This window comes from Rhodococcus triatomae (genome assembly GCF_014217785.1).
Classification (GTDB): domain Bacteria; phylum Actinomycetota; class Actinomycetes; order Mycobacteriales; family Mycobacteriaceae; genus Rhodococcus_F; species Rhodococcus_F triatomae.
Genome location: NZ_CP048814.1, coordinates 4,583,516 through 4,600,418 on the forward strand (window position 1 = coordinate 4,583,516; position 16,903 = coordinate 4,600,418).

The following is a 16,903-nucleotide window of genomic DNA, read 5'->3' on the forward strand; positions in this document are numbered from 1 at the left end:
GCACTCAGGTCCAGCAGATCGATCTCCACGACGTCGCCGGCGACCTCCACCCGATCGTCGAACGTGCTCAGCACACAGGCAGGAGCAGCCGAGTCGAGGACGTAACCGACGCGATCCGACGGGTGGTCCGGGTCGACCGGAACGTACGCCGCGCCGGTCTTCACCACCGCATACATCGCGACGACGAGGTCGAGGGAACGCCGCATCAAGACGGCGACGCGGGACTCGGGCCCGACTCCCCGGCCGATGAGATAGTGGGCGAGGCGGTTCGACGCAGCGTCGAACTCGGCGTAGCTCAGGGTGCGGTCACCGGCGATCAGCGCGGTCGCGTCGGGTGTACGCGCGACCTGGGCGGCGAACAGTTCCGGCAGGGTCGACGGGGTGACGTCGCGGGCGGTGTCGTTCCATCGTGCCAGTGCGGCGTCGCGAGCGGCGCGGTCGACCAGCTCGATGTCGCCGACGCTGACGCTCGGATTCGTCGTGGCGACCTCGAGAACACGGACGAATTGCCGGGCGAGCTCGCGCACGGTGGATTCGTCGAACAGGTCGGTGGCGTAGTTGAACTCGGCGGTCACCGATCCCGCCCCGCTCCCGTGGGAGCGGGGCTCGGAGGTATCGAGTTCCGAGAGGACCACCTGCAGATCGAAGGCAGCGACGTCCGGGAGCACAGGCATGGTCGAGACGGTGAGGCCGGGCAAGGTGAACTCGGCGGGAGCATGGTTCTGGAAGAACAGCGCCACCTGGAACAGCGGGGTGTGAGCGGTGGAGCGAACCGGAGCGAGCACCTCCACCAGGCGCTCGAACGGAATGTCGGCGTGTGAGAAGGCGTCGAGGTCGGTGGCCCGGACCTGATCGAGAAGTTCGGTGAACGGCGTGGCCGGATCCACGCGCGCCCGGAGTACGAGGGTGTTGACGAACATGCCGACGAGGTCGTCCAGGGCACGGTCACCACGTCCGGCGACGGGAGTGCCGACGGCGATGTCCTCGCCTGCCGTCAACCGACTCAACAGTACGGAGAGCGCGGCGTGCGCGACCATGAACGTCGAGGCCCCACGCCCGCGGGCCAGGGATTGCATCGAGGCGTGCACCTCGGCCGGAATCTCCACGGAGAAGGTGGCTCCGCGCTTCGACGCCACCGCGGGCCGAGGCCTGTCGGAGGGCAGGTCGATCGAGTCGGGCAGATCCGCGAGTGCCGTCCTCCAATAATCGATCTGGCGCGAGGACCGCGACTCTGCGTCGTCCTCGTCGCCGAGGACGTCGTGCTGCCACAGCGTGTAGTCCGGATACTGGACCGGCAGCGGCTCCCAGGCCGGGGTGACGCCCTCGGCGCGCGCCGCGTACGCGACCATGACGTCGCGGGCGAGTGGGGCGAACGACCAACCGTCGGCCGCGATGTGGTGGAGCACGATCGCGAGGACGTGTTCGTCCGCGCCGGTGCGGAACAGGCGAGCACGGACGGGAAGTTCTCCGGTGACGTCGAAGCCACGCAGTACGAACTCCCGGACCGCCGCCGACGGGTCTGCCGCCGTGACGACGTCGAGAGTGACGGTGGCCGCGTCGACGCTGAGAACCTGCTGCGAGGGTCCGGAATCGGACTCCGGGAACACGGTGCGGAGGGACTCGTGGCGTCGCAGTACGTCCGACAGGGCGACCTCGAGGGCGGCGACATCGAGGTCGCCGGTGAACCGCACTGCGAGGGGCAGGTTGTGCACGGGGCTCGTGGTGTCGTACTGGTTGAGGAACCAGACTCGCTGCTGGGCCGGGGACAGCGGGATCCGTTCCGGCCGTGCGCGAGGCGCCAGCGCCGGCATCGGGGCGCTCGTGTCGACTGATTCGCCACGGACGTCGATCATGGTGGCGAGGGCATCGACCGTCGGCGAATCGAAGAGCTCACGCAGCGCGACGTTCACCCCGGTCCGCTCACGCAGGCGCGCCACCAATCGGGTCGCGGACAGTGAGTTGCCGCCCAGATCGAAGAAACTGTCGCCGGCACCGACCTGGTCGACACCGAGGACCTCGGCGAACACGGCCGCCACCGACTGCTCCGCCGTGGTGCGAGGTGCGATGTATTCGGTGGTGCTGGAACCGATCTCGGGTTCGGGCAGGGCCTTGCGGTCGAGCTTGCCGCTCGCGTTGACCGGGAACCCGTCCAGCACCACGAAGTGGGTGGGGATCATGTACGACGGAACACGATGACCCAGATGAGAAGCCAGCGTCGAGGTATCGACATCACCAACCACATACCCGACCAGCGACTGCTCCCCCCGAGCGTCGGTGTGCACCGTGACCGCGGCCTGCGAAATGTCGTCGTGGACGAGGAGGGCGGCTTCGATCTCACCGAGCTCGATCCGCTGACCCCGCAACTTCACCTGGAAATCACTACGACCCAGATACTCGAGAGCACCATCAGCCCGCCGCTTGACCAAATCTCCCGTCCGATACATGCGAGCCCCCGAGGCATACGGGTTCGCCACGAACCGATCCGCCGTCAAATCCGGGCGAGAGACATACCCCTGCGCCAACTGGGCACCCGCAAGATACAGCTCACCGACCACACCCACCGGAACCGGACGCAACCGCGCATCCAACACATGCAACTGCGTATTCCACACCGGACGCCCGATCGGCACCGTATGCATCTCATCACCAGCGACCGGCCAATACGTCACATCCACCGCGGCCTCGGTCGGACCATACAAATTATGCAACTCGGCCGAGGGAAGAACCTCACCGAACCGGCGCGCATGATCGACCGACAACGCCTCACCCGAAGCGAACACCCGCCGCAACGACGAACACTCCCCTGCGGTGGATTCTGCAGTGAACACCGCCAACATCGACGGCACGAAATGCGCCGTCGTCACACCCTCACCACGAATCAGAGCAGCCAACGCCACCGGATCCCGATGCACATCCGGTGACGCCACCACCAACCGCGCACCGAACAACAACGGCCAGAACAACTCCCACACCGACACATCGAACGTCACCGGCGTCTTCTGCACCACCACATCACCAGAAGACAACCCATACTCCGACTGCATCCACAACAACCGATTCACAATCGCCCCGTGCGACACCGCCACACCCTTCGGACGACCCGTCGACCCCGACGTGAAAATCACATACGCCACATCCGACGACGACACCCACGGCAACTCGACATCCGTCAGAGGCGCCGACAACACCGCATCACTGTCGACATCGACCACCGGAACATCAGTGTCGACACGCACACCATCGGCACCCCGAATAAGCACCAACACCGGATCCGCGGTCTCGACAATATGACCGATCCGCTCGACCGGATGATCCGGATCCACCGGCACATACCCCGCACCCGCACGCTGAACCGCATACAACGCCACCAACATCTCCACCGACCGACGCATCGCCACAGCCACCAGAGAGCCCACCGTCACACCCGACCCCACCAGGAACCGAGCAAGCGCATCCACCCGCGCATCGAACTCCCCATACGACAGCGACACACCCTCGAACGTCACCGCAACACCACCCGGAAAACGCGACACCGCATCCGAGAACAACGACACCAACGACAGATCCGGCACATCCACCGCAGTCGCATTCACCCGCTCGAGCACGCCGTACTCGTCAGCAGCCAGAACGCCGATGTCGCCGACGACGATCTGCGGGTCCGCCACGACGGCGGCAAGTACACGAATGTAGCGTTCGGCAAGCGTGCGGACGGTGGACTCGTCGAACAGATCCGTCGCGTAGGTCCATTGCAGGGCTACACCGTTCGGTGTTCCGTCGACGCTGTGGCGTTCGGCGATATCCAGTTGGAGATCGAACTTCGCGGCGTGCACCTCGATCTCGGCCGCCTCGACGTGGAGGTCGCGCAGTTCCACCGCAGCGCGCGGGGTGTTCTGGAAGCTCAGCATCACCTGGAACAGCGGGTGGTGTGAGGTGGACCGGACCGGGCTCAGGACGTCGACGAGCCGTTCGAACGGTACGTCGGTGTGCGCGAACGCGGCGAGGTCGGCGTCCTTGACCCGAGCCAGGAGCGAAGCGAACCCCTCGCCGCCGTCCACCGTGGTGCGCAGGACAGCGGTGTTGACGAACATGCCGACCAGGCGATCGAGCGCCTCGTCGCCACGTCCGGCCACGGGCGTTCCGATCACGACGTCGTCCGTCGCAGCTACCCGGTGCAGCAACGTCGCGAGGGCGGCATGCACGACCATGAAGAGCGTCGTGCCCTGCTCCCGAGCCAGGCGCTGCAGCATCTCGTGTGCGGTGCCGTCCAGGAGTGTCTCGACCCGGCCACCCCGAAAGCTCGGCTGCGCCGGCCGAGGGCGGTCCGTCGGTAGTTCGATACTCCCGGGGATTCCGCGGAGAGCGTTCTTCCAGAAGTCGATCTGGCGCGCAGCGAGACTGGTGCCGTCGTTCTCGTCGCCGAGCACCTCGTGCTGCCAGAGGGTGAAGTCGGAGTACTGGACGGGCAGCGGCTCCCACTGCGGCTCGTGGCCGTCCAGCCGTGCCGAGTAGGCGGCCATGACGTCGCCGGCCAGGGGTGCCATCGACCAGCCGTCGGCGCTGATGTGGTGGACGACGAGGGCAAGCACGTGGGTGTCGGTGTCCACCCGGAGCAGTGCCGCCCGGAAGGGGACATCGACGGTGAGGTCGAATCCGCGGCCCGCGAGGGCGGCGAGGTGTGCGTCGATCTCGGTGGCGGCATCCGCACCCGTCAGATCGGTGATCTCCAGCGGAGGAAGCGCATCGGCGACCGGGGCCACGGACTGGCATGCGCCGGACTCGGTCTCCGGATAGATCGTGCGCAACGCCTCGTGACGTTCGAGGACATCGGCGAGCGCGAGGCGCAGCGCCGCGACGTCGAGCGTCCCGGTCATCCGCAGCGAAATCGGCAGGTTGTACGCCGCCGAGCCCGGGTCGAACCGGTTGAGAAACCACATCCGCTGCTGGGCGATGGACAGCGGCACCGTGTCCGGTCGCGGACGCGGCGCCAGTGCCGGCCGCGACGGCGCCGCAGCACCGTCCGCGATCTCCGCGAGATCGGCGACGGTGGGGTTCTCGAACACCTCGCGCACCGTGACCCGGACGTCGAGCGCCGCATTGATGCGGGACACGAGCTGTGTCGCGGACAGCGAGCTGCCGCCGAGTGCGAAGAAGTCCGCGTGCACACCGACGGAATCCACCCCGAGGACGGCCGCGAAGATCTCGCCGAGGACGGACTCGGTACGGGTACGGGGGGCGGTGGCATCGACGCTCTCGGCCACGAACCCGGGAACCGGGAGCGCGACGCGATCGATCTTTCCGGCTGGGGTGAGCGGAAACTCGTCCAGCACGACGACGGCGGAGGGCACCATGTACCGCGGCAACTTCGTGGCGAGATGCTCGAGCAACTCCTCCACGTCTGCCGCCTTCTCGTCCTCGGCGACGACGTACGACACCAGCCGGGTCGCGTGGCCGGGGGCGTCGAATCCGATCGAGTGCGCGGTGCGGACGTCCGGGTGACCGGCGAGGGCGGCGTCGATGTCACCGAGCTCGATGCGGAATCCGCGGATCTTGACCTGGAAGTCGGTGCGCCCGTGGAACTCGAGGACCGGGCGCCCGTCTCGCCCGGGTACCCAGCGGACCACGTCACCCGTGCGGTACATCCGCCCGGCGCCGAACGGGTTGGCGACGAAGCGTTCCGACGTCTGGCCGGGCCGCGACACATAACCGCGGGCCAGGCTGTCGCCGGTGACGTACAACTCGCCGACGACGCCGGTGGGCACCGGTCGCAGTCGCCGGTCGAGAACGGACAGCGACACCCCACGGGTGGGAGCGCCGATCGAGACCGGCTCGCCGGCGACCATGTCGGTCGTGCTCGAGGACATGATCGTGGTCTCGCTCGGACCGTACGCGTTGAACATCCGCCGGCCGGGTGCCCATCGAGCCACCAGTTCCGGTGGGCACCGGTCGCCCGCCACGACGACGACGCCGAGGTCGTCGAGGCCTTCCGGTTCCACCGACGCCAGCGCGCCGGGGGTGCAGAACGCGTGGGTGATCCGGTGTTCGGCGAGGAAGTCGTGGAGCTCGCCGCCGCCGTAGATCGTGGTCGGCGCCGCCACCACCGTGGCGCCGGCGCCGATCGCCATCATCAGTTCGAACACCGAGGCGTCGAAGCTCGGGGACGCGAAGTGCAGGGTGCGGGACCGTGCGGTGACCGACAGGCGATCTCGCTCGTCGGCCGCGAGCGCGGCGAGCCCCCGGTGGGTCACCGCCACCCCTTTGGGGCGGCCGGTCGATCCGGACGTGTAGATCACGTAGGCGATGTGGTCGAGGCGTAGGCGCGGAGTGCGTTCGTCGTCCTCGATCGGAGTCGACGGGTAGGCGTCGAGGCGCCCGGCGAGTTCGTCGTCGCACAGGATCCAGTGCACACAGTCCGGAAGAGTGGGGCGCAGGTCCCGCGTGGTGAGGCCGATCGGGGCGCCGCAGTCGGCGACCATGTACTCGATCCGCTCGGTGGGATACGTCGGATCCACCGGAACGAACGCGGCACCCGTCTTGGCGACCGCCCAGGTGGCGCTCACCGATTCGACCGAACGCGGCAGGGCCACCGCCACGGCGACCTCGGGACCGACCCCGTGGTCCGTCAGGAGTCGGGCGAGACGATTGGTGCTCTCGTCCAGTTCTCGATAACTCAGGGTGCGAAACCGACCGTCCCTCCCCGGGGCGGTCAGTGCCTCCCCGTCACTGCCGAGGTCGACCGCGCGCCGAAGCAACTGCGGGAGGGTACGGGGCAACGGGGCCGCGGGACCGGACGCCGGGACCAGTGCGGTGCGCTCGGCGATCGTGAGGATCTCGAGGTCCCCGACCGGGCCGTCGCCCAGCATGAAGAACGCATCGAGGAAGTCGCGGAGACGCGTGTGATGGCTCGCGAGCACATCCTCGGGGTACAGCTCCGGGTTCGCTTCCAGGTCGAGATGCAGGGTGCTCCCGGCGACCCCCTGGTAGACGTTCACGGCGAGGTCGCTGATCGGCCCGGTGGAGAGGACCTCGAGCCTTCCCACGGTATCGCCCACCGTGATCTCGTTGTGGAACAGCATGATGTTGACCAGCGGGCCGAAGAACCCGCGGGCGTCCGAACCCGCGTCCCGCAGGATGTCCACGTGCGGATACCTCTGATGCCGGAGCGCAGCCGTGACCTCGACGCGCGCCGCCGCCACGAGCTCGGTGGCGGTGGTCTCGGGCCGGACGGTGAATCGCAGCGGAACCACATTGGACACCATGCCGCCGGACCGGCGCAGCACCGCGGTGGTGCGGGCCGTGACCGGGAGGCTCAGAACGACGTCCTCGCGACCGGACATCCGCGCCAGGAAGGCCGCGATGCCGGCGATCATCTCGAAGGCAGTGGACGAGTCACGGCGTGAGCGGGCCGCGTCGAGCTTCGCGACGGTCGTGTCCGGCAGTTGCATCCGCGACGTCCGACTGCGGGATTGCGGGGGCGCGTGCCGGTCGGCGAGCGTGAAGGGTTCGACTCCGTCGCCGACTCGCTCCGACCAGTACTGCCGGTCTTTCCGGTACCGGGGCGAGTCGCGGTACTCGGTTTCGATGGTCGACAGCTGGACGAGGTCGGCGGCGGCCGCCGGCTTGGCCGGTGCCCCCGCGCGGGCGGCCGTGTACAGGGCGGCGGCGCGGTCGACGAGGGTGAAGGCACCCATTCCGTCCAGCACGATGTGATGGGCACGGCTGTACCAGTAGTAGACGTCCTGCTCGAGGTGGAGCACCGTCGACGCCATCAGACGGTCGGTGTGAACGTCCAGCGGGGCGGTGTACTCCGCGGTCATCCACGCTTCGGCGGCGGCCCGCGGATCGGGTTCGGAGCGCAGGTCGACGTACCCGACCGAGGCGTCCAATCCGTGATCGACGCGCTGCCAGGCGACCCCGTCGACCTCGACCACGCGGACGAATCCGGACCCGAGCTCACGGGCTGCCGTCACCATCGATTCGGACAGCAGGGTCACGTCGACGTCGCCGACGAGTTCCACGAACTGGGCGATGTTGACGGGCACCTCGGGCGAGACCTGCTGGGCGAACCACATCCCCCGCTGAGGGGCCGAGAGTGGGAAGAGATCGGTTGCCCGCCGGTCCGTCACGCCTCGTCGCCTCATCTTCCCCTCGGGGTCGCGAACAGTTCACGACCTATCCACCGATACCGCACTTCGCACCACGCACTCCGTGCGCGCTCGGTGTGCAGCATTGCTCGCTCAGCTGAACGAATGCTGTGAGCTACCCGTCGGTACGCTCCCAGTGGCCTATCGGACACCGCGTCGTCACCGTTTCGCAAATCTCACGATCTGGTACGACAACTGCCCCGGTTCCCGAATCGAGAACGCGGGGCAGCACGCCTGTCGGCACCCAGTTACCGGCGCACGAATGCCTTCACCTTGGCCATTCGGCTGCCGATCCCCCACCGGGTTACCTTCAGCAACGCCTCGCTGACGATTCCGCCGCTCATCTTCGATTCTCCGAGCGTGCGCTCCGTGAACGTGATGGGCACCTCGCGGACGACGAATCCCTCCTGCAACGCTCGCCAGGCGAGATCGACCTGGAAGCAGTAGCCGTGCGATTCGATCGAGTCCAACGTCAGCTTCTCGAGGACCTCACGCCGGAAGGCCCGATAGCCGCCGGTGATGTCGTTGATCTTCACTCCGAGCGCCAGGCGGGAGTAGATGTTGCCGCCCCGGGAGAGGAACTCCCGCCGTTTCGGCCAGTTGACGACACTCCCACCCGGCACGTACCGCGAACCGAGAACGAGGTCGGCACCGGCATCGACCTCGTCGAGGAGTCGATGCAACTGTTCGGGTGCGTGGCTGCCGTCGGCATCCATCTCGACCAGCACCGTGTATCCGCGCTCGAGACCCCACTCGAAGCCCGCGATGTACGCGGCACCGAGCCCGTTCTTCTCGGTGCGGTGCATGACGTGGATGCGGCCTTGCGGGTCGGCGGCCGCCAGCTCGTCCGCGATCCGACCGGTGCCGTCGGGGCTGCCGTCGTCGACGACGAGGACGTGCGCGGTGGGCCGGGCCTGCTGGAGCCGACCGACGATCAGGGTGAGGTTCTCCCGCTCGTTGTACGTCGGAATGATCACCAGGGTGCGTGCGCTCGGCACCTCCCCGGCCGACCTCCCGGCTGTGTGCTCCGAGGGCATCAGGATCCTCCCCGCCGGCGAGCCGGCTTTCCGAGTAGTCACCGCCGGCGGGCCGGCAGAAATGTCACCGCCGGCGGGCCGGCGGCAGTGTCACTGCCGGCGGGCCGGCTTGTCGTCGATCGAGTCCGGGGCCTCGACGCGGCGCTGCCGCCACGAGCCCACCAGGACCGTCACCAGGCCACAGGCCGCGACGAAGCACAGGACGTACTCCGGAAGCGATCCGAGCCGACTAGCCAGAGTAGTACCTTCCCGGAGCGGTACTTCCTCGACCATCGCCGCGGGTACGAAAAGTTCGGTTTGCGAAATTACGGATCCGTCGGGGGCGATGATCGCGCTCACACCGCTGGTGGCCGCCACGACCACGGTGCGGCCGTGCTCGACGGCGCGCACCCTCGACATGGCCAGCTGCTGGTAGGTCATCTCGGTGTCACCGAAGGTCGCGTTGTTGGTCGGCACCGCGAGGATCTGGGCGCCGGCACGGATCGAGTCGGCGAATGCCCGGTCGAAGGCCACCTCGTAGCAGGTGGCGACGCCCACCGGGATTCCCGCCGCGGTGACCAGGCCGTCGCCGTCGCCCGGCACGAAGTTTCCGGCCCGATCTGCGTACGACGAGAAGTGCCGGAAGAAGTCGCGATAGGGCAGGTATTCGCCGAACGGCTGGATGATCCGCTTGTCGTGGCGCTCGCCCGGCCCGGTGGTGCCGTCCCAGACGATGACGGAATTGGTCGTCGTCCGGTCGCCGTTGACGAGGACCGAACCGACGAGGATCGGCGCCCGCACGGCCGATGCCGCCGCGCCGATGTCCGCGGCGGCATCCGCGTTGCGGAGCGGATCGATGTCCGAGGCGTTCTCCGGCCACACGACGATGTCCGGTTGCGGGGCGCGTCCGGCGGTGACGTCGTCGGCCAGTTCCAGGGTGCGGCGCACGTGATTGTCGAGCACCTGTTTGCGTTGGGCATTGAAGTCCAGCCCCAGCCGGGGCACACTCCCCTGGATCGCGGCCACGGTGATCTGCCGGTCGCCCGAGTCGGCGCCCGCGAGGGTCGGGCCCAGCGCGAGACCGGCCACGACCGCGACGAGAGCGGTGGCGACCGCACCCGCGAGGACGCGCCGCCCGGCGGCCTGCCGGGCCGCGACGGCGATCCACGCCAGACCCGCACCGGCGAGTGCGACGGCGAAGGACACCAACGGGGCGCCACCCACCGACGCGAGCGGCAGAAACCACCCCTCCGACTGTCCGAAGGCCAACCGTCCCCACGGGAATCCGCCGAAGGGCACGCTCGATCTCCACCACTCCGTCGCGACCCAGGCGCAGGCGATCCACCAGGGTGCGGCGGGAAGTCTCGACAGCATGACGACCAGGACGCCGAACAGCCCGACGAACAGTGCCTCGAATGCCGCCAGTGCGAGCCACGGCACCGGCCCGACGAACTCTCCGATCCACGGCAACAACGGAAGGAGGAATCCGAGACCTGCGAGATAGCCGTACCCGAATCCGACCCGCCACCGTCGTGGTCCGTCCACCACGAGGAGCCACACGAGCAGTCCGATGCCGACGGGCGCCAGGAACCACAGCGGTCGCGGCGGGAAGCTCAGGAACAGCAGGACCCCGGAGGCCGCCGCCGCGAGACAACGCAGCGCCACCGCCGCGCGTGCGCGGGAGGAGTTCGGGCCGGATCGCGCCCCGGCGTCGTCATCGTTCACCGACGAGGCTCCGGCGTCGTCACCGCTCATGGACGACGACTCCGCGGTGGACCGACTTCAGCAGTACCGGTGCCGGAGCACCGGGCTCGAGGTTCGGCAGCGCGGGCACTCGGGCACGCGGGTCGGTCGACCATCGCTGTACGGAGTCCTTGGGGGCGCTGACGACCAGTTCGCCGGTCTCCCAGATCGCGTAGGAGGCGGGGGCGCCGGGAGCGAGGGTGCCTGCCATCCCGTCGCGGACGCCGCCGGCTCGCCACGCGCCTCGGGTGGCCGCGGAGAATGCGGCCCGGGGCGAGATTCCGCGCCCCGGGGTGCGGTGATGGACGGCGGCCGCGACCATGGACCACGGTTCGACCCGAGTGACCGGCGCGTCCGAACCGAACGCGAGGGACACTCCGGCAGCGGCCGTCCCGGCGAAGTCGTTCATCGTGGCCGCGCGCTCCGCGCCGAGACGCTGCTCGTACAGTGCCCCGGGTCCACCCCACAGGGCGTCGAAGCCCGGTTGCACGCTGGCGACCACGCCCCAGGACGCGAGGTCGGTCGCCTGGTCGCGGGTGAGCATCTCGGCGTGTTCGATGCGGTGCCCGAGGGAGGCGACGGCCGGCCCACCGAGTTCGTCCACGGCGGCGCGGAATCCGGCCATCGCCGCGGTCATTGCCGCATCGCCGATCACGTGGAAGCCGGTCTGGATACCCGCGCGGGTGCAGGCCACAACGTGGGTGGCGATGGCGGCGGCGTCGAGGTATGCGGTGCCGCAGGTGCGCGGAGCATCGGCATAGGGCTCGTGCAGCCATGCGGTGTGGGATCCGAGCGCTCCGTCGACGAAGAGGTCTCCTCCGAGTGCGTGGGCACCGGTGTCCGCCAGGACTTCCCGGGCCTCGGTCTCGGAGGTCACCGGCAGGCCCCAGTACCCCCGCACCTCGACGGGATGCTCGGTGGCGAGCAACTCGCGGAAGTCGTCCAGGCCGCCGATGTCCGGTCCACCGCACTCGTGGACCGCGACGATGCCGTGCGCCGCGAGATGGTTCAGAGCCAGCGCGCGGGCGCGGGCACGCTGCCCGGCGTCGATCGACGAGCGGGCAGCGGTGCGCACCCGATGGTGGGCGTCGGCCCGAAGCGGCCGCTGGGGATCGAATCCGTCGGCAGCGGCGAGATCCGCGACGCGTGCCCGCAACGACGACGAGGCGGCGGCGGAGTGGACGTCGATCCGCGCCAGGTACACCGCCCGCCCCGGGGCGGCGCGGTCGAGATCGGCCGTGGACGGCGGACGCGACTCGGGCCACCGGGTCTCGTCCCAGCCGTGCGCCCAGATGATGGAGTCGTCGTGCGCGTCGGCGTATCGCTGCACCCGGCCGAGGCAGTCCTCCAGCGAGGTCGCCTCACCGAGATCGAGGCCGGACAGCGACAGCCCCAGAGCGGTCACGTGGACGTGGGTGTCGACGAACGCCGGAGTGACGAACGCGCCGGCCAGATCCACGATCTCGGCGTCGGGATGCAGTGCACGACCGGCCCGGTCGTCACCGACCCAGACGACGGTGCCGTCCGTGACGGCCATCGACGTGGCGTCGGGTGCGAAAGAACTGTAGATGCGGCCACCGACCAGCAGTTGGGTACTCACAGCCACCCAGTGTGCCCGCCCGAGAGTGCGGGCGACGTCTCAGGGTGCGGACCCCTTCAGGGGAGGACGGACCGCCCGGGGGTGGACGTTCCCGGGGCCGGGTCGGACGCGCCGCCCCTGCGGACGCCGTCCTCGAAGACCTCGTCGACGACCTCGCCCTCGACCACGTCACCGTCGACCACCCGGCCGGGCCCGTAACCGCCGCGCATCCGGCCGAACGTGTTCGCGCCCGTGACGAGGACGGCGGCACGGCGACCCGCCAGCAGTACGGCGAGCGGGCGCACCGCCCAGCGCGTGGGAGGCAGGAGCAGCGCCAGGCCGAGAACGGAGGTCACCAGTCCGGGAACGAACATCAGCACAGAACCGGCGGCGACGAGCGCGCCGTCCGCCACCGCGGTGCCGGGTTCGCCGCGGCCCGCTGCCGCCTTGCGGAATCCCTCGACGACGCGGCGCCACTGCGAACGCATGAGGATCAGGCCGACGGCCGTGCCCGCCAGCAACAGCAGCACCGTCCAGACGGCTCCGATCGCGCTGCCGACGACGATGAGCGCCGTCACCTCCACGAATACGTAGAGCAGAAACAGCACGGCGTACATGACGCCCCCTTTCCGGACGGCGGGTGGACTGGGCGGAGCGGTGCCGTCTGCCGGGTCAACGAACGGGACGCCGGAATTGCTCCCGGCGCTCGGAAGGTCCAGATCACATTTTCACCCCGATTCGGACAATGCGCCTATCCGTCGCGAAGTTGACAGTGAAACTCACCACGTGATCCAGTTCACTCGTCGGGATCACGTTGTCCCCCTCACTCAGGAGTCCACATGAGACGCTCTTCCCTGCTTCGTCGTGCGAGCGTGGTCGTCGCAAGCGCTGCCGCCGCAGTCCTCGTCGGCGCCGGCACCGCGTCCGCAGCACCGGCCCCCGGCCCGGCCGATGCCGTGGCCGAGTTGCAGGCACTGGCCGCAGCCCATTCCCCTGCGGCCGTCGAGGCCGCGTCCGCACTGGCGGACAGCCTGCTCGTTCCGCAGGACATCCTCGTCACATTGCCGGAGACCTTCCTCTATCCGGCACCCACCCTCGGTTGCGGAGTCGGCGACCTGCCGATCACGTTTACCATCGCCACCGCGCAACCCGGCTTCAACCTCGCGCCTTTCCTCATTCAGCAAGGCGAGCTGCGGTTCCAGGCACTGCCGCTGGACATCGCCATTCCGTCGGGCTCGGATCTGACCGTGCTGTGGATCAACCTCAGCACCTTCCAGGTCGGCAGCGCCGCGCTGGACGACACGGCGTTGGGCGTTCCGACCTTCTCCAAGACCGTCGAGACCGGAGAGGGCCCGGTCCTCGCCGCACTGTTCGGCGGTACCAGCTATCTCGGCGGCGGAGAGTGCTTCGTTCTCCCCACGGTCGGGATCTTCGAAGCCTGACCGCCAGACCACGCACACCAGCATGGGAGGTGTCGGCCTACGAGCCCGGGCGTACCAGCCCGGTCTCGTAGGCCAGCACCACTGCCTGGACCCGGTCCCGGCAGTCCAACTTCGTGAGAATCCGCCCGATGTGCGACTTCACGGTCGACTCCGACAGGTACAGGAGCCCGGCGATCTCCTGGTTGGACCGGCCGGTCGCCACGTGGACCAGTACTTCCCGCTCACGGTCGGTGAGTGACTCGAGAATCGCCGGGTCGCGGGTGGCCTGCGGTCCGTCGTCGAGGAACCGGGCGAGGAGCCGCCGGGTGACCCGTGGCGACACCACCGCATCGCCGGCGGCGACACTGCGGATCGCCGACACCAGATCCTCCGGCGGAGTGTCCTTGAGTAGAAAGCCGCTCGCTCCGGCCCGCAGCGCCCCCATCGCGTGCTCGTCCAGATCGAACGTCGTCATCACCAGTACGCGAGTGCGGTCCCCCGCGGCGAGGATCTGTTCGGTGGCGCTCACTCCGTCCACGACGGGCATCCGGACGTCCATCAGCACGACGTCGGGCTCGAGCCGGCGTGCCGCCGTGATCGCCGCCGCGCCGTCACCGGCTTCCCCCACCACGGTGATGTCCTCCTGGGCGTCGAGCACCATCGTCAGACCCATCCGCATCAGTTCCTGGTCGTCGACGAGTAGCACGGTGATCGGCACGGCGCCAACCTAACACCACGCTCCGGGCCTCGGCTTCCGATATCCGGGCACCCCTTCCCGCGCGGCCCGGCCCTACCCGCGGACGTGGCACCCCACAGACGAGCGACGGGTCAGTAAAGTCCCCGTAATCCGACCACGCGGCCCTCTGCTGCCGGGTGGTCGACGCCGTCCTCGACCCTGGGAGTGTTCATGCTCGTGCCCCACCGGATGTCTCGCCGCTTCGGGGTGACGGTCGCGGCCGCGACCGTCGCGCTTCTCGGGATCCTGTCGACCCCGATCGCGCACGCGCAGTCGTCCACCGGGTCGACGGGCGACCCCGTGGTGAGCGGAACCCAGCCCGCGCCACGGGCGCCGCTGCCGGGTTGGCGGGAGATCTTCGTCGACGACTTCACCACCGACGCACCGCGAGGCAGCTTCGCGAACTCCGAGTGCGCGAACCCCCGCAAGATCGTCTACACCGGTACGGAGGGCACGCGATGGCGCGCCTACCCGGAGTGCTACCTGGATACCTACAACAAGAATCCGTATCGCGCGGACCGGGTGCTCAGCGCCCACGACGGAGTGCTCGACTACCACCTGCACGAGCTGGACGGCCGTCGCGCCGGTGCCAACCTGTCTCCGGTGATCGACGGCGACGACCAGGGACAGGTGTACGGCCGGTACTCGGCGCGCATCAAGGTCAGTCATCCGTTGATCACCGGCTACCGGTTGGCGATGCTGCTGTGGCCCGAGTCCGAGCGCTGGCCCGAGGACGGGGAGATCAACTTCCCGGAAGGGCCGCTGACCGGACCGATCTACGGGTTCCACCACTTCGCCGAGCCCGGCGCGACCCCGAACTCGCAGGCGCTGTCCGACGTCGACTACTCCGGCTACACCGACTGGAGAGTCGTCACGATCGAGTGGACGCCCACGGTGGTCCGTCTCGTCCTGGACGACAAGGTCCTGCTCGAGGAGAGTCGCGGTATCCCGACGACGCCGATGCGATGGCAGCTGCAGCTCGAATCGAGCCTGTATCCGGCGATCGGCGGCGGCAACTTCCTCGTCGACTGGGTGACGGTGCACGCCTGGGACGGCGCATAGCGCGACCCGTCGGTCCGGGTACGACCGCCGTAACACCCTCCGGCCTTCAGTCGTCGGCCACGGGCAACACGACGTGCACGCGCCAGCTCCCGTCGGGGCGCGGCCCCGCAGCCAGGGTCCCGTCGAGGACGGCCACGCGTTCGCGCATCCCCACCAGCCCGTTGCCCGAGCCGAGAGTGAATCGTCCCGCGCCGTGCCCGTTGTCGGTGATGTCGATGGTGACCGCGTCGTCGGACCGCACGACCTGTACTCGTGCCCGGGGCTGCTCACCGGCATGGCGCAGGACGTTCGTGAGCGACTCCTGGACCACACGATGGATTCCCAGGTTCACGGCCGGTGCCACGTCGTCCAGTTCGCCGGTCATCACCAGTTCGACGCGCAGGCCGGCGTCTCGCATCATCTCCACCACCCGAGCCAGGCCGGCCGTTCCGTGCTGGGGTAACGCATCGAGAGCCGGGTCGGTACGCAACAGGGAGACCGTGCGACGTAGTTCGGAGAGCGCCTGTCGTCCGGTCGAGGAGATGTTGGCGAGCGCCTTCCTGGCGGCCGCCGGATTCGTCGTGAGTGCGTACGAGGCTCCGTCGGCCTGCACCACCATCACACTCACCGCATGGGCGACCACGTCGTGCAGTTCGCGGGCGATCCGGGTGCGCTCGGCCGCCACGGCCTCCTCCGCGCGCCGTTCCCGGTCGTAGTCGGCGACGGCCAGCCGTGCTTCCACCTCCTGGTCGTAGGCACGGCGGGCGCCGAGAAACTCCGCCGCCATCCAGGACAGGGCGTAGATCAGGGCGACGAATGCGAGCGTCGACGCCACCTCCTGGTCGATCAGCCACATCGACAGCAGCGTGTCGAGAATCAACGCGGCCAGGTACACGAGACCGGCCCGTCGACCGACGTAGACGACGAGCGTGTACAGCATCACCGCCAGCGCCAGGAGCGCCGGATGTTCCACGGCCGCCGGATCGTCCAGTCCGTAGCTGACGAACGTCGAGGTGACCGACATGAGCACGATCGCGCCGGCCGCGGTCATCGGGTACCGGCGTCGCCACACGACGGGTATGCAGATGAACGCTCCGAGGAGCAGCTGCCGCCAGTTTCCGGTCGTGGCGAACACGAAGATCTCGAGGACGAACAGGACGGCCGCCAGGATGGCGTCCGCGACCATGGGTTTGCCGCGGAGCCACAGGCTGAATCTGCGCATGCTC

9 protein-coding genes (1 of these 9 only partly in view) are annotated in these 16,903 nt (G+C 68.8%); 2 read left to right on the forward strand and 7 right to left on the reverse strand.

Annotation, left to right across the window (positions count from 1 at the left end; genetic code table 11):
- The 5 genes from G4H71_RS21535 to G4H71_RS21555 all read right to left on the reverse strand — a co-directional run.
- Nucleotides 1-8,123 carry the start of a non-ribosomal peptide synthetase gene (locus tag G4H71_RS21535; protein WP_246442712.1) on the reverse strand. It extends 21,316 nt beyond the left edge of the window, so the window shows 8,123 of its 29,439 coding nt (coding positions 1-8,123); its start codon is at nt 8,121-8,123; the stop codon falls past the left edge of the window.
- A 266-nt stretch (nt 8,124-8,389) separates the two neighbouring features.
- Nucleotides 8,390-9,178 (reverse strand): polyprenol monophosphomannose synthase, encoded by a 789-nt coding sequence (locus G4H71_RS21540; RefSeq protein WP_072739137.1) that lies wholly within the window; start codon nt 9,176-9,178, stop codon nt 8,390-8,392.
- Between the two features lie 90 nt (nt 9,179-9,268).
- Nucleotides 9,269-10,912 carry an apolipoprotein N-acyltransferase gene (lnt, locus tag G4H71_RS21545; RefSeq protein ID WP_083343230.1) on the reverse strand — a complete coding sequence of 548 codons (1,644 nt, stop codon included), beginning with the start codon at nt 10,910-10,912 and terminating at the stop codon, nt 9,269-9,271.
- Nucleotides 10,902-12,506 (reverse strand): amidohydrolase, encoded by a 1,605-nt coding sequence (locus G4H71_RS21550; RefSeq protein WP_072739136.1) that lies wholly within the window; start codon nt 12,504-12,506, stop codon nt 10,902-10,904. Before G4H71_RS21550 ends, lnt begins: the two co-directional genes overlap by 11 nt.
- 50 nt (nt 12,507-12,556) lie before the next feature.
- Complete coding sequence (locus G4H71_RS21555) at nt 12,557-13,096, reverse strand: FxsA family protein (protein WP_072739135.1); 540 nt, start codon at nt 13,094-13,096, stop codon at nt 12,557-12,559.
- A 222-nt stretch (nt 13,097-13,318) separates the two neighbouring features.
- Between G4H71_RS21555 and G4H71_RS21560 the strand changes: the two genes are divergently transcribed.
- Nucleotides 13,319-13,921 carry a hypothetical protein gene (locus G4H71_RS21560; RefSeq protein WP_072739133.1) on the forward strand — a complete coding sequence of 201 codons (603 nt, stop codon included), beginning with the start codon at nt 13,319-13,321 and terminating at the stop codon, nt 13,919-13,921.
- 37 nt (nt 13,922-13,958) lie between these two features.
- On the opposite strand, the gene G4H71_RS21565 is transcribed toward G4H71_RS21560, so the two are convergent.
- Nucleotides 13,959-14,618, reverse strand: coding sequence for a response regulator (locus G4H71_RS21565; protein ID WP_072739132.1), 660 nt, complete (start codon nt 14,616-14,618; stop codon nt 13,959-13,961).
- Nucleotides 14,619-14,807: 189 nt separating this feature from the next.
- Here G4H71_RS21565 and G4H71_RS21570 point away from each other — a divergent pair, with 189 nt between their 5' ends.
- Nucleotides 14,808-15,698, forward strand: a complete 891-nt coding sequence (locus tag G4H71_RS21570; RefSeq protein ID WP_246442694.1) for a glycoside hydrolase family 16 protein — start codon at nt 14,808-14,810, stop codon at nt 15,696-15,698.
- A gap of 46 nt (nt 15,699-15,744) precedes the next feature.
- Here G4H71_RS21570 and G4H71_RS21575 read toward each other — a convergent pair whose 3' ends face one another.
- Nucleotides 15,745-16,899, reverse strand: coding sequence for a sensor histidine kinase (locus G4H71_RS21575; RefSeq protein ID WP_072739162.1), 1,155 nt, complete (start codon nt 16,897-16,899; stop codon nt 15,745-15,747).
- Nucleotides 16,900-16,903 lie beyond the last annotated feature (4 nt).